The organism is Chromobacterium sp. INPA-IVC, assembly GCF_059047085.1.
Genome location: NZ_JBTNLS010000011.1, coordinates 109,905 through 127,217, shown reverse-complemented (window position 1 = coordinate 127,217; position 17,313 = coordinate 109,905). Strand labels below are relative to the sequence as shown.

The 17,313-nt window shown below is 64.1% G+C and carries 14 protein-coding genes; 6 read left to right on the top strand and 8 right to left on the bottom strand.

Annotated features, from left to right (window positions below; all coding sequences use genetic code 11):
* Positions 1-70 precede the first annotated feature (70 nt).
* Entirely contained in the window at positions 71-301 is a 231-nt protein-coding gene (locus tag ACX17K_RS20480; RefSeq protein WP_493776206.1) for a hypothetical protein, read from the top strand.
* Positions 302-311: 10 nt separating this feature from the next.
* The gene (locus tag ACX17K_RS20475; RefSeq protein ID WP_021477177.1) at positions 312-1,652 is read left to right on the top strand and encodes a glutamine synthetase family protein; all 1,341 of its coding nucleotides are present in this window, start codon (positions 312-314) and stop codon (positions 1,650-1,652) included.
* Between the two features lie 31 nt (positions 1,653-1,683).
* Here ACX17K_RS20475 and ACX17K_RS20470 read toward each other — a convergent pair whose 3' ends face one another.
* The gene (locus tag ACX17K_RS20470) at positions 1,684-3,072 is read right to left on the bottom strand and encodes an aminotransferase-like domain-containing protein (RefSeq protein ID WP_493776205.1); all 1,389 of its coding nucleotides are present in this window, start codon (positions 3,070-3,072) and stop codon (positions 1,684-1,686) included.
* Positions 3,073-3,093: 21 nt separating this feature from the next.
* The gene (gene ccoG, locus ACX17K_RS20465) at positions 3,094-4,443 is read right to left on the bottom strand and encodes a cytochrome c oxidase accessory protein CcoG (RefSeq protein ID WP_493776204.1); all 1,350 of its coding nucleotides are present in this window, start codon (positions 4,441-4,443) and stop codon (positions 3,094-3,096) included.
* Between the two features lie 200 nt (positions 4,444-4,643).
* Here ccoG and ACX17K_RS20460 point away from each other — a divergent pair, with 200 nt between their 5' ends.
* Entirely contained in the window at positions 4,644-5,282 is a 639-nt protein-coding gene (locus ACX17K_RS20460; protein WP_493776203.1) for a LysE family translocator, read from the top strand.
* 53 nt (positions 5,283-5,335) lie between these two features.
* On the opposite strand, the gene ACX17K_RS20455 is transcribed toward ACX17K_RS20460, so the two are convergent.
* The 6 genes from ACX17K_RS20455 to ACX17K_RS20430 all read right to left on the bottom strand — a co-directional run bounded on the left by ACX17K_RS20455 (position 5,336) and on the right by ACX17K_RS20430 (position 12,022).
* Complete coding sequence (locus ACX17K_RS20455; RefSeq protein WP_493776202.1) at positions 5,336-6,670, bottom strand: methyl-accepting chemotaxis protein; 1,335 nt, start codon at positions 6,668-6,670, stop codon at positions 5,336-5,338.
* 171 nt (positions 6,671-6,841) lie between these two features.
* Positions 6,842-7,471, bottom strand: coding sequence for a MarC family protein (locus tag ACX17K_RS20450; RefSeq protein WP_493776201.1), 630 nt, complete (start codon positions 7,469-7,471; stop codon positions 6,842-6,844).
* 135 nt (positions 7,472-7,606) lie between these two features.
* A complete protein-coding gene (gene dapE / locus ACX17K_RS20445; RefSeq protein WP_493776200.1) occupies positions 7,607-8,740 on the bottom strand; it encodes a succinyl-diaminopimelate desuccinylase in 1,134 nt (377 codons plus the stop codon).
* Entirely contained in the window at positions 8,737-9,087 is a 351-nt protein-coding gene (locus tag ACX17K_RS20440; RefSeq protein WP_021477170.1) for an arsenate reductase, read from the bottom strand. Before ACX17K_RS20440 ends, dapE begins: the two co-directional genes overlap by 4 nt.
* Before the next feature lie 9 nt (positions 9,088-9,096).
* Positions 9,097-10,221 (bottom strand): PilT/PilU family type 4a pilus ATPase, encoded by a 1,125-nt coding sequence (locus ACX17K_RS20435; protein WP_493776199.1) that lies wholly within the window; start codon positions 10,219-10,221, stop codon positions 9,097-9,099.
* A gap of 121 nt (positions 10,222-10,342) precedes the next feature.
* On the bottom strand, positions 10,343-12,022 hold the full coding sequence (locus ACX17K_RS20430) for a long-chain-fatty-acid--CoA ligase (protein WP_493776198.1): 1,680 nt from the start codon (positions 12,020-12,022) through the stop codon (positions 10,343-10,345).
* 302 nt (positions 12,023-12,324) lie between these two features.
* Between ACX17K_RS20430 and rimP the strand changes: the two genes are divergently transcribed.
* The 3 genes from rimP to infB are packed head-to-tail and all read left to right on the top strand — an operon-like array spanning position 12,325 to position 17,214.
* Entirely contained in the window at positions 12,325-12,750 is a 426-nt protein-coding gene (gene rimP, locus ACX17K_RS20425) for a ribosome maturation factor RimP (protein WP_021477167.1), read from the top strand.
* 51 nt (positions 12,751-12,801) lie between these two features.
* Entirely contained in the window at positions 12,802-14,280 is a 1,479-nt protein-coding gene (gene nusA, locus ACX17K_RS20420; protein WP_493776197.1) for a transcription termination factor NusA, read from the top strand.
* 39 nt (positions 14,281-14,319) lie between these two features.
* Positions 14,320-17,214 (top strand): translation initiation factor IF-2, encoded by a 2,895-nt coding sequence (gene infB, locus ACX17K_RS20415; RefSeq protein WP_493776196.1) that lies wholly within the window; start codon positions 14,320-14,322, stop codon positions 17,212-17,214.
* The last annotated feature ends 99 nt before the right edge of the window (positions 17,215-17,313 follow it).

The window sequence follows — 17,313 nt, the reverse complement described above, 5'->3', positions numbered from 1 at the left end:
TCCTATTGTTGACTAAAAATGACGACGCGGGCCCGCAGCCCGTTGCCGGCGGGGAAGAACGCTGGCTAGGATGGGCGAAGCGTTGAAAATATTGAACGCGATTTTGCCAAATCTTTATCACGAAAGGACGATGATCTTGCAGCAAAACCACCGGTTAAGCCGGCCAACAACCCATCTCATTTCCACCGCGGCCGATAGGCCGCTGCTGGCGGACCGCAGTCTGTTTCTATTGCAGGCCGCGCGCCGCCACACCCTGACCCATCACGCCCGCAGGCTGGGAAGCTCGGGCAAACACAGCTGACAGAGGATTTATGGATAGTGCCCATCTCATCAATCAATGGCTCGACGAACATCATATCACCGAGGTGGAGTGTCTGATTCCGGACATGACCGGCCTCGCCCGCGGCAAGATCGTGCCGCGCCACAAATACGACCCGGCCGTCGGACTGCGCCTGCCGGAAGCGGTGCTGTCGATGACAGTGACCGGCGACTACCCCGACCGCGACTTCACCTCCGTCGCCGACCCCGACATGAAGCTGTTGCCCGACCTCAGCACGCTGCGCCCGGTGCCCTGGAACAAGGAGCCCACCGCGCAGATCATCCATGACTGTTACAGCTTCGGCGGCGAGGCGGTGGATCTGGCGCCGCGCAATGTGCTCAAACGCATCCTGAAGCTGTACGAGGATCAGGGCTGGAAGCCGGTGATCGCGCCGGAGATGGAGTTTTACCTGGTGGAAATCCAGCCGGACGAGGACCTGCCGCTGCGGCCGCCGGTGGGACGCACCCGCCGCACCGAGGCGGGAATGCAGAGCTTTTCCATCGACGCGGTCAACGAATACGACGATATCTTCGACGTGATGTACGACTGGTGCGAGGCGCAGGGCCTGGCGCTGGACACGCTGATCCATGAAATGGGCACCGCGCAGATGGAGATCAACCTGGACCACGGCGATCCGCTGCAGCTCGCCGACCAGGTGTTCCTGTTCAAGCGCACCGTGCGCGAGGTGGCGATCCGCAACAATATGTACGCCACCTTCATGGCCAAGCCGATGCAGGGCCAGCCCGGCAGCGCGATGCACATGCACCAGAGCGTGGTGGACATCGCCAGCGGGCGCAATATCTTCAGCCTGGCCGACGGCCAGCCGTCGCCGGCCTTTCTGCACTTCATCGGCGGCCTGCAGCGCTACCTGCCGGCGGCGATGCCGTTCTTCGCGCCCTATGTCAATTCCTACCGCCGCCTCAGCCGCTACACCTCGGCGCCGATCAATCTCAGCTGGGGCTACGACAACCGCACCTGCGGCTTGAGGGTGCCGCACTCCGATCCGGAGGCGAGGCGGGTGGAGAACCGGCTGGCCGGCGTGGACGTCAATCCCTACCTGGCGATGGCGGCCAGCCTGGCTTGCGGCTACCTGGGCATGCGCGACAAGATCGACCCATCCGAGCCGCTGTCCGGCAGTGCCTACGAGCAGCCGCACCAGCTGCCGCGCCATCTGGACGACGCCATCGACATGCTGCTGCGCTGCCAGCCGTTGGCCGAGCTATTCGGCGGGCACTTCGTGGAAACCTATGCGGCTATCAAGGAGGCGGAGTACCGCGAGTATTTCGACGTGATCAGCCCATGGGAGCGCCGCTTCCTGTTGCTGCACGTATGAGGCGAGGGGCGGGCGCGGGCCCGCCCCGGAGTCAGGCGTTCTCGCCGGCCAGAACCGAGGCCAGCATCGCCACGCCGTTGTGCTGCTGAAGCGGATCGTAGAAGCTGAAGTTGAGCCGCATCGCATTCAGCCGCGGTTGGCTGTCGCGGAAGAACAGCGGCGCCGGCGCGAAGTGGATGCCCTGTTGCATCGCGGCCGGCAGGCGGGCGCGGCAGTCGCTGCCTTCGGGCAGTTCCAGCCACAGGAAGTAACCGCCCTGAGGCGTGATCTGGCGGGTGCCGGCCGGCAACTGGACCGACAGCTGCTGGCTCAGCGCCAGCCAGTTGGCCTGCAGCCGGCTGCGCAGCAGGCTGAGCATGTCCTCGTGCTGTCCGCCGGACAGCAGCCTGGCCAGCGCCATCTGGCTGGGCAGCGGCGTGGACAGCGAGCTGCACAGCTTCAGGCCCAGGATGCTGTCGCGGTAGCGGCCGGCGGCGATCCAGCCGACGCGGTAGCCGGGAGCCAGCGACTTGCTGAACGAGGAACAGTACAGCACGCTGCCTTTCTGGTCGTAGGCCTTCAGCGGCAAGGGCGCGCTTTCGCCGAAATACAGCTCGCGGTAGGTGTCGTCCTCGATGATGGGCAGGCGGTGGCGGTCGGCCAGCGCCAGCAGCGCGGCCTTGTCGTTGTCGCTCATCGTCAGGCCGGTGGGATGCTGGAAGTTGGCCATCGCCAGGATGCCGGCCGGCTGGTGCTGGAGGATCAGCTGCTCCAGCCGTTCCAGATCCAGCGGCTGGCCGGGCGGCGTGGCCAGCGTGTGCACGGTGATGCCCAGTTGGTCCAGCTGGTCGAACAGCGCCGGGAAGGCCGGCGTCAGCACCAGCATCGCCTGGCTGCCGGACAGCTTGGTCACCGCGCGTATCGCCAGGCTCAGCGCCTCCATGCCGCCGCAGGTGACCAGCAGCTCGTCGCCGTCCAGCTCCACGCCCTGGGCCAGATAGCGCAGCGTCAGTTCGCGGCGCAGGCCTTCGTAGCCGGTGCTGGCGTTGCCGGACAGCGCGTAGCGGTAGTCGCGCAGCGCGCGGGTGAGGGCGCGGTTCAGCGGCGTGGTGTTGATCAGCGCCGGGTTCATGTAGGGGCAGCCCCAGGGCATGGGCAGCGCGCTGGTCAGATGTTCGATGCGGATGCCGCTGCCGTCGCTGTTCAGCGGCAGATTGCTGGGCAGCGCGCTGCTGCGCGCCAGCACGCGGAAGCCGGAGCGCGGCAGCGACTCGATCAGCCCCAGTTTTTCCAGCTCGGCGTAGGCGCGCTGCGCGGTGGTGATGCTGATCTTGTGGTCCTGGCACACCTTGCGCAGCGAGGGCATGCGGTCGCCAGCTCGCAGATGGCCCTGCTCTATCGCATGGCGGAAGCGTTGGCTTAATTGGCCGGTTTTGTTCATATATTGTTTTCCTGAGCCGGCTTACTCGCCGATGAAGCTGGATTTTTCCCTTATGGAAACGTCATCGTTGAGCGAGCGTATCACGAAGTGGATGCGATGCGAGCCGCGCGGCGCGCTTTCCGGCTCGACCTGGACGCGTACCGGCACGGTCTCGGTCTGCGCGGGGTCCACCTCGATCACCTGGCCGGGCTTCTCCATCCGGATGCCGGGCAGGCCCTCCACCGTCACCACGTAGCGTTGCGGCTGCTCGGTGGTGTTGATCACCCGCAGGCTGTAGCGGTTTTGCAGCAGGCCGTCGTCGGACTGCTCCACCAGGCTGGCGCGGTCGCGCAGCACGTCCACCTTGAATGGTTTCTTCAGCACCAGCGCGGTGGTGGACAGGGTGATGGTGCCGGCCAGCAGGCAGGAATAGATGACGATGCGCGGCCGGTGGAAGGACGGGCCGCTCTTCGCCGGTTTGCCCTGCAGCGCTTCGGCGCTGGTGTAGCGGATCAGCCCGCGCGGCGATTTCAGCTTGTCCATCACCTGGTCGCAGGCGTCGATACAGGCGGCGCAGCCTATGCATTCGTATTGCAGGCCGTTGCGGATGTCGATGCCGGTGGGACAGACCTGCACGCAGATGCCGCAATCTACGCAGCCCTTGGTCTGCGCCTCGCTCTTGGCCTGGGTCTTGCCGCGCGGCTCGCCGCGCTTGGCGTCGTAGGAGATGACCAGAGTGTGGTCGTCGAACATCGAGCCCTGGAAGCGGGCGTACGGGCACATGTGCAGGCAGACCTTCTCCCGCAGCACGCCGGCCATCAGCCAGGTGAAGCCGCCGTAGAACAGCGTCCAGAACAGGTCCCACGGGCCCATCTGCAGCGTGGCCAGCTCGCGCATCGGCGTGAAGTAGCCGACGAAGGTCAGGCCGGTCCACAAGGAAAACGCGGCCATGACCGCTTGCGTCGAGCCTTTCTTGGCGAACTTGCCGACGCTCATCGGCGACGCGTCCAGCTTGCGGCGGGCGTTATGGTCGCCCTGGATCGCCCTTTCTATCCAGATCATGATCTGGGTGTACACCGTTTGCGGACAGCTGTAGCCGCACCACAGCCGGCCGGCCAGCGTGGTCCACAGGAACAGCCCCAGCGCCGACACCACCAGCAGCGCCGCCAGATAGATGAAGTCCTGCGGCCACAGGCTGATGCCGAAGATCAGGAAATGATGCTCCGCCAGATTGAAATGCACCGCCTGGCGGCCGTTCCACTGCAGCCAGGGCATGCCGAAGAAGGCCAGCTGCGTCAGCACCACCATGCCGACGCGGACATTGTTGAAGCGGCCGCTGGTGAGCCGGGGATGGATCTTGATGGGGATGGGTTTGATTTCAGGCTTGGACATGGCTGCCACCACGCTATGAAGATGGCTATTTTTACTGCTGAGCATCAGTACAAACAATGAACAGGCAATGATGAAAATATCAGTACAGATGCCGCTGTATATTTACAGGAACGGATAGCAATTTGGCATAATGTCCCGTGGTTGCTGGAGAATGCCGGAAAGCGGCGAGAGGCGCCGCATACAGATTATCTGGAGAAAAGATGGGAGTCGCGTGGATGGATGCCAATATGGCCGCGGCGTTCGCGGTGTATCTGGTCGGGACGGCCAGCCCGGGGCCCAGCAATCTGGCCATCATGAGCGTGGCGATGGAGCAGGGGAGAAGCCGGGCCCTGTCGCTGGCGGCGGGCGTGGCGCTGGGTTCGGTTTGCTGGGGCGCGTTCGCGGCGATGGGATTCGCGGAGCTGATGCGGAACAGCTTGGCGCTGGCATGGATGTTGAAGCTGATCGGCGGCGTCTATTTGCTATGGTTGGCCTGGCAGTCGGCCCGACAGGCGGTTTGCGCGGGCGATGCCGCGAAAGCCGGACAGGGATGGGCCGGGCTGTCGCACAAGCAGGCGCTGTTGCGGGGCCTGCTGATGCATCTGGGCAATCCCAAGGCTATCCTGGTCTGGCTATCGCTGGTGTCGTTGGCGGCGCCCGCCGCGGGCGGCGGCGGGCATGGCGTTCAGGTGGTGGCGGGCTGCGCGCTGATCGCCGTCTGCGTGTTCTCAGCCTATGCGCTGCTGTTTTCCGCCGCGGCCGCGCGGCGCGCCTATCTGAGATCGAGACGTTGGCTGCATGGCGCGCTGGCGCTGGTGTTCGCCTGGGCGGGCGTCAGGATGCTGAGGGGAGGCGTCTGATCGTTTGGAGGGCGGGGCGGCGGCGCCTGCTTCCGACGCGCGGTGGATTGTCCTCAGGGCTCCTGACTATTGGCGCCGGCCTGCACGGCTGAGAAGTGGTTGACCACATCGGCCAGCTGCGAGGTGCTGTTGCGTATCTGCTCGATCGAGTTGCTGGCCTCGCTGGCGTGTTCCTCGCCTTTCTGCGCTTTCACCAGCATTTCGTGAATGCTCTCGGTGGCGTTGCCGGTGCCGTTCTTGATGTCGTCTATCATCTCCGTCACCTCCTTGGTGGAGGAGCTGGTGCGTTCGGCCAGCTTGCGCACCTCGTCGGCCACCACGGCGAAGCCGCGGCCCTGCTCGCCGGCGCGCGCCGCTTCGATCGCCGCGTTCAGCGCCAGCAGGTTGGTCTGGTCGGCGATTTCATGGATGGTGTTGACGATGGTGGTGATGCGGTTGGTTTTCTGCTCCAGGTCTTCTATCAGTCGCGCCGACTGTCCCGCGCTGTCCGCGATCACGCTCATCGCCTGGATGGTGTCGCGGATCACCTGCTGGCCGTCGTTTGACGCGCTGTCCGACGCCGCCGACAGCCGGTGCGCTTCCTGCACCAGGCGCAGGTCCTGCTGCCGCGCGGTTTCCTGATCGGTGATGTCGGTGGCGAACTTGATGACCTTGAACACCACGCCCTCGTCGTCGAACACCGGATTGTAGCTGGCCTCCAGCCAGACCGGCCGGCCTGACTTGTGCAGGCGCTCGAACCTGCCGGTGACGAATACGCCTTGCTTCAGCTGTTGCCACAGGTGTTCATAGGCGGGGCTGTGCACGAAATCGGCGGGGCAGAAAATCCGGTGATGCTTGCCGATGATTTCCTCGGCGGTATAGCCGGTGGCGGAGAGGAAGTTGGCGTTGGCGGTCAGTATGATGCCTTCCGGGGTGAATTCGATGGCGGCCATCGAACGCTCGACGGCCTTCATGATGTTTCTCGCCTCGTGGGCGAGCTTGACCTCCTGGGTGACGTCCAGCGCGAACTTGATCACCTTGACCACCTGGCCCTGCTTGTCGTGGACCGGGTTGTAGCTGGCCTCCAGCCAGACGGTGCGGCCGTCTTTGGCGATGCGCCGGAACTGGTCCTTGATGAAGCCGCCGGTCCGCAGCACATGCCAGAAGGCCTTGTATTCCTGGCTGGCCGCGAACTGCGGCAGGCAGAACATCCTATGGTGCTTGCCGATGATTTCCTCGGCGCTGTAGCCCATGGTCTGCTCGAAATTGGTGTTGGCGGAGAGAATGATGCCGTCCGGGCTGAATTCGATGATGGCTGTCGAGCGGTCCAGCGCATCCAGCACGTTTTTTTGATTTTCCAGTTGAGCCAGGGCGTCATTCAAGGCGGATTTCAGTTTTTGATCGAACATCGGGGCATCCTCGCGGGATAGGGATGATCGGGAAGGCAAAGTGTGCGTTATCGCTTATTTGGTGTATGAAAGATGGGTGAGATTAGTCAAGGGGAGTCTGGGAGGAAGTGCGGTTTCGGACGGGAAATTGATCGGCGGCTTGCCGGGAAAGCGACGCGCCGCCGCGTATTTTCAGCGCGTCAGCTGCGGGAACAGCCGGTAAAGGCCGTCGACGATGATTTCCACCGACACCGCCGCCAGCAGCATGCCCATCACCCGGTTGACGATGTTGATGCCGGTCTGGCCCAGCAGCCGGGACAGCGGCGAAGCCAGCACCAGCGCGCCGTAGCAGGTGACGGCCACCAGGAGGCCGCTGACCAGCAGGTAGGCCACCTGTAGCCAGGAATGGGCGGTGCTGGCGTAGATGATCACGGTGGAGATGGTGCCGGGGCCGGTCATCAGCGGGATGGCCATCGGCACCACCGCGATATTGGTCTTGTGGCCGGCTTCCTCCCGTTCCTGCTTGGTGGTCTTGGTGGGCCCGGGCTTGGCGTTCATCAGCGCGATGGCGATCAGCATCACCAGGATGCCGCCGCCCACCTGGAACGAGCCTATGCTGATGCCCAAAAAACGCAGCAGCGTTTCGCCAACCACGGCGAACAGGCTGAGCACGATGGCGACGGCGATGGCGGTGGTCTTGGCGATTTTCCGCCTTTCCTCCTGGCCGGCGTTGGGCGTGAGGCTGATGAAGATGGGGATGGCGCCCAGCGGATTGACCAGGACCAGCAGGGCGATGAAGATTTTTGCGATTTCGATTTCCATGATGATGGAGCTTACCTGTTAGTTCGATCCGCAACATTCGGCGTGGAGACGCAAACAACCATGGTTGCGTCAGGGAAATGGAAATATAAAAAAACCGGCGTCGCCGCCGGTTTCAGCATAGCGGAGCGCCGGCGCTCACGCCTTGGCCAGTAACAGCTCCAGCGTGCGGCGGTAAATCTCGGACAAGGGCTCCACGTCGGCCACTTCCACGCACTCGTTCAGCTTGTGGATGGTGGCGTTGACCGGGCCGAATTCCACCAGCTCGCGCGCGATGCGCTTGATGAAGCGGCCGTCCGAGGTGCCGCCGGTGGTGGACAGCTCGGCCTTGGCGTCCGCCACTTCGGCGATCGCCTGGCCCAGGGCCTGGGTCAGCGCGCCCGGCGGCGTGATGAAGGGCAGGCCGGACAGCTGCCAGTGCAGCTCGTAACCCAGGCCATGCCTGTCCAGTATCCGGCAGACCCGTTCCTTCAGGCTGTCGGCGCTGCTTTCCGGCGAGAAGCGGAAGTTGAACAGCAGCTCGCAGTGGCCGGGGATGACGTTGGTCGCGCCGGTGCCGGCCTGGATGTTGGACACCTGCCAGCTGGTGGGCGGGAAGAAGGCGTTGCCGTCGTCCCAGCGGGTGGCGGCCAGTTCCGCCAGCGCCGGCGCTATCAGGTGGATGGGGTTCTTCGCCAACTGGGGATAGGCGATATGGCCCTGGATGCCATGCACCACCAGGCGGCCGGACAGCGAGCCGCGGCGGCCGTTCTTGACGGTGTCGCCCAGGCGCTGCTCGGACGTCGGCTCGCCGACGACGCAGTAGTCTATCGTTTCGCCGCGCGCTTCCAGCGCGTCCACCACCTTCACCGTGCCGTCCACCGCCACGCCTTCTTCGTCGGAGGTGATCAGCAGCGCCAACGAGCCTTGATGGTCTGGATGCTCGGCGACGAAGCGTTCGCAGGCAGTGACGAAGGCGGCCAAAGACGCCTTCATGTCGGCGGCGCCGCGGCCGTACAGCAGGCCGTTGCGCACGGTGGGCTCGAACGGCGGGCTGTCCCATTTTTCCAGCGGGCCGGTGGGCACCACGTCGGTATGGCCGGCGAAGCAGAACACCGGGCCGGCGTCGCCTCTGCGCGCCCAGAAGTTGTCCACGTCGCCGTGGCGCATCTTCTCCACCTTGAAGCCGATGGCCTCCAGGCGGTCTATCATCAGCGCCTGGCAGCCTTCGTCGCGCGGGGTGACGGAATCGCGGCGGATCAGCTCGCGGGCGAGATCCAGCGTCGCGCTCATAAGCCGAAGCGCTCCGTCCAGTCGGCCTCGGAGAAGCCGACGCCCACCTTGCCGTCCAGGTCCAGCACCGGGCGCTTGATCACGGAAGTCTGCTCCCGCATCAGCGCGATGGCGCCGTCCGGCGTATCGGCCGCGGCCTTGGCTTCATCCGGCAGCGCGCGCCAGGTGGTGCCCTGGCGGTTGACCAGCTTGGCCAGCGGCACCTGGGCGGTCCAGGCTTGCAGGCGCTCGGCGTCTATGCCCTGTTTCTTGAAGTCGTGGAAGATGTAATCGATGCCGTTGTCGGCCAGCCATTGCCGGGCCTTCTTCACGGTGGTGCAGTTGGGGATGCCGTACAGGGTAATCATCGGGTGGGTTTACAAGTCCAGTTTGATGCTGTCGAAGCCGGCCGCGCTGGCGGGGCCGGATTTGCCTTTGCCGCTCTCCTTCGACTGATTGACCAGCCAATACAGATTGGTGGGAGAGTCGGCGTTTTTCAGCGCTTCGTCCAGGCTGATCCGTCCGGCTTGATAGAGCTGGAACAGCGCCTGTTCGAAAGTCTGCGCGCCATCGCTCATGCTGCTTTCGATGGCCTCCTTGATTTTGTCCATCTCTCCGCCGCGAATCAACTCCGAAATGTGCGGCGTGTTGATCAATAGCTCCAGCGCGGGGGTGCGGCCGCCGTCCAGCGTCGCCACCAGGCGCTGCGAGATCACCGCGCGCAGCGAGGCCGACAGGTCCATCAGCAGCGCGCCTCTGGCCTCGGGCGGGAAGAAGTTCATCACCCGGTTGAGCATGTGGTAGCTGTTGTTGCCGTGCAGCGTGGAGATGCACAGATGGCCGGACTGGGCGTAGGTGATGGCGTGGCCCAGCGTTTCCGGATCACGGATCTCGCCTATCATCAGCACGTCCGGGGCCTCGCGCATCGCGTTCTTCAGCGCGCGGGCGTAGGACAGCGTGTCGAAGCCGATCTCGCGCTGGTTGACGATGGACTGGTCGTGGCGGAACAGGAATTCGATCGGGTCCTCGATGGTGAGGATGTGGCCCTTGGTGCTGCGGTTGCGCGCCTGCAGCATCGCCGCCACCGTCGAGCTCTTGCCGGAGCCGGTGGAGCCGACCACCAGGATCAGGCCGCGCTTCAGCTGGATCAGCTCCTCCAGCAGCGGCGGCAGCTCCAGCTCCTCCATGGTGGGGATGCTGGGCAGGATGTAGCGCACCACCATGCCGACCGAGCCGCGCTGCCAGAACACATTGACGCGGAAGCTGCCGAGGCCCGGCACCGGGTGGCCCAGGTTCATCTCGCGCTCGCGCTCGAAGACGGCGGCCTCCTCGTCGCTCATCAGGCTGTAGGCCAGCTGTTTGACCATGTCCGGCGTCAGCGGCTTTTCGTTGACCGGCATCAGCTCGCCGCCCAGTTTCAGCATGGGGGGGGAAAAGCTGGTCAGGAACAGGTCGCTGGCCTTTTTTTCGGCCATCAGCTTGAAGAACGGCAACATCAGCATGGAGCGCTCCGGCAGGACGGGATGTCGATTCAGTTTAGCCGTCCGGCGCGGGCTTGCGTTTGTTCCGGATAAAACAAAACGCCGCCCGGGAGGGGCGGCGTCGCTTGGATGCTGCGGACCGTCAGGCCGGTTTGGCGGTTTCCTGGTCGCGCAGCGCGCGGCGCAGGATCTTGCCGACGTTGGTCTTGGGCAGCTCGGTGCGGAACTCCACCAGCTTGGGCACCTTGTAGCCGGTGAGGTTTTCGCGGCAGTAGCGGATGATGTCCTTGTCGGTGAGGGCCGGGTTCTTCTTCACCACGAATACCTTGACCACCTCGCCGGACTTGTCGTCCGGCACGCCGATGCAGGCCACTTCCAGCACGTCCGGATGGCCGGCCACCACGTCTTCGATCTCGTTCGGATAGACGTTGAAGCCGGACACCAGGATCATGTCCTTCTTGCGGTCCACGAGTTTGACGTAGCCTTCCGGGGTGATCACGGCCATGTCGCCGGTGGCGAGGAAGCCGTCGTCGCCCAGCACCTTGGTCGTCTCATCCGGCCGCTGCCAGTAGCCGCGCATCACTTGCGGGCCGCGGATGCACAGCTCGCCCTGTTCGCCCATGGCTACCGGCTTGCCTTCGGCGTCGCGGATCTCGATCTCGGTGGAGGGGACCGGCAGGCCGATGGTGCCGTTGTATTCCTTCAGGTCCATCGGGTTGATGCAAGCGGCGGGGCTGGTCTCGGTCAGGCCGTAGGCCTCCACTAGCGGCACGCCGGTGACGGCCTTCCATTTGTCGGCCACCGCCTTCTGCACCGCCATGCCGCCGCCCAGGGTCAATCGCCAGGTGGAGAAGTTCAGCTTGGAGAATTCCGGGTTGTTCAGCAGCGCGTTGAACAGCGTGTTGACGCCGGTGATGCAAGTGATCTGATATTTGCGCAGCTCCTTGACGAAGCCGGGGATGTCGCGCGGGTTGGTGATCAGCACGTTGAGCGCGCCGATCTCGGTGAACACCATCAGGTTCGCGGTCAGCGAGAAGATGTGGTACAGCGGCAGCGCGGTGACGATCACTTCCTGGCCTTCGCGCACCAGCGTGCCTACCCAGGCGCTCGCCTGAAGCATGTTGGCAACGATGTTCCGGTGCAGCAGCACCGCGCCCTTGGCCACGCCGGTGGTGCCGCCGGTGTACTGCAGGAAGGCGATGTCGTCGTGGGTCAGCGCCACCTTGTCGTAGGGCTTGGCCGCGCCGATGGACAGCGCGTCGTTGAAGCGGATGTGGCCGGGAATGTGCCAGGGCGGCACCATCTTCTTGACCTTGCGCACCACAAAGTTCACCAGCGCGCCCTTGAAGACGCCCAGCATCTCGCCGATGGACGCGATCACCACGTTCTTCACCTGGGTGCGGGGCAGCACCTGCTCCAGCACGCCGGCGAAGTTCTCCAGGATGACGATGGTTTCCGCGCCGGAATCCTTGAGCTGGTGTTCCAGCTCGCGCGGGGTGTACAGCGGATTGACGTTGACCACCGCGCCGCCGGCGCGCAGCGTGCCGAACACCGCGATCGGGTATTGCAGCAGATTGGGCATCATCAGCGCGACGCGGTCGCCTTTTTTCAGGCCCAGCCTGTGTTGCAGGAAAGAGGCGAACCGGCCGCTGAGCGCGTCCAGCTCAGCATAGCTGAGCACCTTGTCCATGCAGGCCATCGCCGGCCGGCCGCTGAATTTCTTGACGCTGCGGTCGAACACCTCGGTTACCGACTGGAACTGGTTGATGTCGATCTCGTGGGCGACGCCGGGCTGGTAGTTTTTGAGCCACACCTTATCCATAAATCCGGGTTTCTCCGTCGTGCGGGTTTTAGCGAGCTTCGCCGCGGCGGGCGCGGACGAGCGTTTTTGCGAGTCGCTATTTAATAGTTGTTGTTGTCGGCCTGAAGGCCATTGCGATCAAACCGCAGTTTGATCCGCGGTAATGTATCGCAACTGAAATCGTCTCGCAAAGTTGTCTGGCATGCGGCGGCTTCCGCTCAGGGGTCGGGCGGCCGCGCCGGTTTTCTTTTTTGCGGAAATAGGTTACAATCGCAGCGGTTAGGGATGGGCGTTTCGCCCATTTTTTATTTGTGGAAAAAGCAATGGATGTTCGTTTGCTGCTGGAAAACACCCTGCAGGGTCTGGGCTATGAGCTCGTCGATTTCGAAATGACCCAAGGTGGCGGTTTCCGCGTATTTATCGATAAGCCCGGTGGCATCACCGTGGAAGACTGCGTGCTGGTGAGCAATCACCTGACTCGGCTGTTCATGGTCGAGAACGTGGATTACGAGCGTTTGGAAGTGTCTTCGCCGGGCCTGGATCGCCCGCTGAAGAAGGAGGCCGATTTTGTCCGCTTCTCCGGTCAGCTCGCCAAGATCAAGACGCGGATGCCGATCGAGCAGCAGAAGAAATTTACCGGTCGTCTTGCCGGGGTCGAGGACGGCTCCGTGAAGCTGGATGTGGATGGCCGCATCGTGGAGATTCCGTTCGCCAACATCGACAAGGCTCGTATCGAGCCTGAGTTCTGATGTCTGGACGGCGATAGCCCGCGCTAAAGGACAAAATTCGGAGAGGAATGCATGAGTCGCGAGATTTTGTTGCTGGTGGATGCCCTGGCGAGCGAAAAGAATGTCAGCAAGGATGTGGTGTTCTCCGCCCTTGAGATGGCGCTTGCCTCGGCCACCAAGAAGAAGTTTACCGATGACGAGATGGACGTGCGCGTCGAAATCGACCGCCACACCGGCCAGTACCAGACTTTCCGCCGCTGGACAGTGGTGGAAGACGAGCTTGTTGAGAGCGACAGCAAGGAAATCGGCCTGATCGACGCGCGCGACCGCGATCCGCGCATCGAAGTGGGCGCCTTCATCGAAGAGCAGATGGAAGCCGTCGAGTTCGGCCGCATCGGCGCGCAGACCGCCAAGCAGGTAATCCTGCAACGCATCCGCGACGCCGAGCGCGAACAGCTGCTGAATGAGTTCCTGCAGCGCCGCGAACACCTGGTGATCGGCACCATCAAGCGCATCGAGCGCGGCAACGCCATCGTCGAGTGCGGCAAGCTGGAAGCCGTGCTGCCGCGCGATCAGATGATTCCGAAGGAAAACCTGCGCGTGGGCGACCGCGTGAAGGCCTACCTGCTGCGCATCGATCGCCAGGGCCGCGGTCCGCAGCTGATCCTGTCGCGCACCGCGCCGGAATTCCTGGTCAAGCTGTTCGAGCTGGAAGTGCCGGAGATCGAGGAAGGCATGCTGGAAATCCGCGCCGCCGTGCGCGATTCGGGCATGCGCGCCAAGATCGCCGTCAAGGCCAACGACGCCCGCATCGACCCGCAAGGCACCTGCATCGGCATGCGCGGCTCCCGCGTACAGGCCGTGACCCAGGAACTGGCGGGCGAGCGCGTCGACATCGTGTTGTGGGCGCCGGAACCGGCCCAGTTCGTGATCAACGCGCTGTCGCCGGCTGAAGTGAGCCGCATCATGGTTGATGAAGACAATCACAGCATGGACGTGATCGTCGAGGAAGAGCAGCTGGCGCTGGCCATCGGCCGCAGCGGCCAGAACGTCAAGCTCGCCGCCGAGCTGACCGGCTGGTACCTGAACATCATGACCGTGACCGAGGCTGAAGAGAAGCACCAGGCCGAGGACGCCGCGCTGCGCCAGTTGTTCGTCAGCGCGCTGAGCGTGGACGAAGACACCGCCGCCAAATTGGTGGAAGAGGGCTTCGCCGCGTTGGAAGAAGTGGCCTATGTGCCGTTGGAAGAAATGCTGGAAATCGAAGGCTTCAACGAGGAGCTGGTGGGCGAGCTGCGTAGCCGCGCCCGTGATGCGCTCCTGACGCAGGCCATCGCGTCCGAAGAGCAGGTCGAAAATGTATCCGACGACCTGAAGGACGTTGAGGGCCTGGATGCCGAGCTGGTTCGCAAGCTGGCCGCAGGCGGTGTGGCCACCCGCGACGATCTGGCCGACCTGGCCGTTGACGATCTGGTGGACATGACCGGCATGGAAGCGGAAGCTGCACGCGCAATCATCATGAAGGCGCGCGAACACTGGTTCAACCAGTAAGGCTTTCTCGGGAAGTATTTACGGAATTTGGGAAGACGCATGGTTTTGACGAATGTAAAACAATTTGCCGGTGAGATGAATCTCACGCCGGAACGCCTGCTGGAACAGCTGAAGGCAGCCGGAGTGAGCAAGCGCTCGCCGGATGACACCCTATCGGCGCAAGACAAGTCCCAGCTCCTGGACTACCTGAAACGTTCGCACGGCGCGCGCGACGATTCCAATATCACCCTGACTCGCAAGTCGACTTCCGAAGTGAAGAAGGCCGACGGCAGCACCGTGACCGTGGAAACCCGCAAGAAGCGCGTAGTGGCTCGTCCTGACGACGCTCCGCGCGCCGAGGCCGCGAAGCCGGTTGAGGCGGCGCCTGTCGCCGCGCCGGCGGAAGCCAAGCCGGAAGCGAAGCCGGAGCCCAAGGTGGAAGCCAAGCCGGAACCGAAGCCCGAGCCGAAGCCGGAACCGAAGGTCGAGGCCAAGCCGGAACCTAAGCCGGAAGCCAAGCCCGAGCCGAAGCCGGCCGCCGCGCCGGCTCCGCGCACTGTCGCCTCCATCCTGTCGCCGGAAGAAATCGCCGCGCGCGAAGCGGAAGAAAAGCGCCAAGCCGCTTTCCGCGCCCGTCAGGAAGCGCTGATGCGCGAAAAGATCGAGCGCGAAGAGCGCCGCCAGGCAGCCAAGCTGGCCGCGTCGCAGCCGGCCCCCGCGCCGACTCCGGCCCCGGTCGCAGAACCGCAGCGCGAAGAGCGCCGCCCGGCTCCGGCTGGCGACCGCAATGCCCGCCCGGCGGGCGATCGCGGTCCGCGTCCGGCTGGCGACAATCGTGGTCCGCGTCCGGCAGGCGCCGGCGATCGCGGCCCGCGTCCGGCTGGCGATCGTGGTCCGCGTCCGGCTGGCGATAACCGCGGCCCGCGCCCGGCTGGCGCCGGCGATCGTGGTCCGCGTCCGGCAGCGCCCGGCGTGCCTGGCGCTCCGGCGATTCCGGCTACCGTTGCCGGCCGTCCGGACGCCAAGAAGGGCGGCGGCAACAAGAAGGGCGGCGACCGCTGGGACGACAACAAGAAGGGCGGCCGCGGTCTGAAGACCAAGGGCGGCGACGCCGGCAACGATTGGAAGTCGCGCGGCAAAGGCAGGCATAAGCAGGGCAACAACCAGCATGCTTTCCAGACGCCGACCGACCCCATCGTGCATGAGGTTCTGGTGCCGGAAACCATCACCGTGGCCGAGCTGGCTCACCGGATGGCGGTGAAAGCCGTTGAAGTGATCAAGACCCTGATGAAGATGGGCATGATGGTCACCATCAACCAGGTGCTGGACCAGGAAACCGCGTTGATCGTGGTTGAGGAAATGGGCCACATCGGCAAGGCCGCTCAGGCGGACGATCCGGAAGCCTACCTGGAAGTGACCGGCGGCGAGACCGTCGCGGTAGTGGAGCGCCCGCGTTCCCCGGTGGTGACCGTAATGGGCCACGTCGACCACGGCAAGACCTCGCTGCTGGACTACATCCGTCGCGCCAAAGTAGCGGCGGGCGAAGCCGGCGGCATTACCCAGCACATCGGCGCCTACCACGTGGAAACCCCGCGCGGCATGGTGACCTTCCTGGATACCCCGGGTCACGAAGCGTTTACCGCGATGCGTGCCCGCGGCGCCAAGGCCACCGACATCGTCGTGCTGGTAGTGGCTGCCGACGACGGCGTGATGCCGCAAACGATCGAAGCGATTCACCACGCCAAGGCCGCCAAGGTGCCGATGGTGGTGGCGGTCAACAAGATCGACAAGCAGGGCGCCAACGTCGAGCGCATCCGCCAGGAACTGGTATCGCATGAAGTGGTGCCGGAAGACTGGGGCGGCGACACCCAGTTCGTCGAAGTGTCCGCCAAGATGGGCACCAATATCGACGGACTGCTGGAAGCCATTCTGCTGCAAGCTGAACTGCTGGAGCTGAAGGCGCCGGTGGAAAGCCTGGCCAAGGGCATCATCGTCGAAGCCCGCCTTGACAAGGGTCGCGGTCCGGTCGCCACGCTGCTGGTTCAGTCCGGCACCCTGAAAAAGGGCGACGTGGTGTTGGCGGGTACGGCATTTGGCCGCGTCCGCGCCATGATGGACGAAAACGGCAAGCCGATCGACTCGGCCGGTCCGGCCATCCCGGTGGAAATCCTGGGCCTGTCCGACGTGCCGCAAGCAGGCGAAGACGCGATGGTTCTGGCCGACGAGAAGAAGGCGCGTGAAATCGCCCTGTTCCGCGCCGGCAAGTTCCGCGACGTGCGTCTGGCCAAGCAGCAAGCCGCCAAGCTGGAAAACATGTTCGCCCAGATGTCCGAAGGCGAAGTGCAGACCCTGTCCGTCATCATCAAGGCGGATGTGCAGGGTTCGTACGAAGCGCTGGCCGGCAGCCTGCAGAAACTGTCCACCGAAGAAGTGCGCGTATCCATCCTGCACTCCGGCGTGGGCGGCATCAGCGAGTCCGACGTCAACCTGGCGATCGCGTCCAAGGCCATCGTCATCGGCTTCAACACCCGAGCCGACGCCGCCGCGCGCAAGCTGGCGGAGAACGAGGGCGTCGACATCCGTTACTACAACATCATTTACGATGCTGTGGACGAGGTGAAGGCCGCGCTGTCCGGCATGCTGGCTCCGGAGAAGAAGGAACAGGTGTTGGGCACCGTCGAGATCCGTCAGGTGATCACGGTTTCCAAGGTGGGCAACATCGCAGGTTGTATGGTGACCGACGGCATGATCAAGCGCAGCGCTTCGATCCGTCTGATCCGCAACCACGTGGTGATCCACACCGGCGAACTGGAATCGCTGAAGCGCTTCAAGGACGACGTGAAGGAAGTGAAGCAGGGCTACGAATGCGGCCTGATGCTGAAGAACTTCAACGACATCCAGGAAGGCGACCAGCTGGAAGCGTTCGAAATCGTGGAAATCGCGCGTTCCCTGTAATCGGGACGCCAGGGGCGGGTGCCGCGTCGGCCGGATGGCCGGCGGGCGCTCGCCCTTTTTCATATCCGCCACGACGCCCGTCGAAGCGCATGCCGTGCC

Excerpts from the sequence above, each read along its gene's own strand:
- ACX17K_RS20470 (WP_493776205.1), bottom strand. The coding sequence starts at position 3,072 with ATGAACAAAACCGGCCAATTAAGCCAACGCTTCCGCCATGCGATAGAG.
- ACX17K_RS20475 (WP_021477177.1), top strand. The coding sequence starts at position 312 with ATGGATAGTGCCCATCTCATCAATCAATGGCTCGACGAACATCATATC.
- ACX17K_RS20440 (WP_021477170.1), bottom strand. The coding sequence starts at position 9,087 with ATGATTACCCTGTACGGCATCCCCAACTGCACCACCGTGAAGAAGGCC.
- nusA (WP_493776197.1), top strand. The coding sequence starts at position 12,802 with ATGAGTCGCGAGATTTTGTTGCTGGTGGATGCCCTGGCGAGCGAAAAG.
- ACX17K_RS20455 (WP_493776202.1), bottom strand. The coding sequence starts at position 6,670 with ATGTTCGATCAAAAACTGAAATCCGCCTTGAATGACGCCCTGGCTCAA.
- dapE (WP_493776200.1), bottom strand. The coding sequence starts at position 8,740 with ATGAGCGCGACGCTGGATCTCGCCCGCGAGCTGATCCGCCGCGATTCC.
- rimP (WP_021477167.1), top strand. The coding sequence starts at position 12,325 with ATGGATGTTCGTTTGCTGCTGGAAAACACCCTGCAGGGTCTGGGCTAT.
- ccoG (WP_493776204.1), bottom strand. The coding sequence starts at position 4,443 with ATGTCCAAGCCTGAAATCAAACCCATCCCCATCAAGATCCATCCCCGG.
- ACX17K_RS20460 (WP_493776203.1), top strand. The coding sequence starts at position 4,644 with ATGGGAGTCGCGTGGATGGATGCCAATATGGCCGCGGCGTTCGCGGTG.
- ACX17K_RS20450 (WP_493776201.1), bottom strand. The coding sequence starts at position 7,471 with ATGGAAATCGAAATCGCAAAAATCTTCATCGCCCTGCTGGTCCTGGTC.
- ACX17K_RS20480 (WP_493776206.1), top strand. The coding sequence starts at position 71 with ATGGGCGAAGCGTTGAAAATATTGAACGCGATTTTGCCAAATCTTTAT.
- infB (WP_493776196.1), top strand. The coding sequence starts at position 14,320 with ATGGTTTTGACGAATGTAAAACAATTTGCCGGTGAGATGAATCTCACG.
- ACX17K_RS20435 (WP_493776199.1), bottom strand. The coding sequence starts at position 10,221 with ATGCTGATGTTGCCGTTCTTCAAGCTGATGGCCGAAAAAAAGGCCAGC.
- ACX17K_RS20430 (WP_493776198.1), bottom strand. The coding sequence starts at position 12,022 with ATGGATAAGGTGTGGCTCAAAAACTACCAGCCCGGCGTCGCCCACGAG.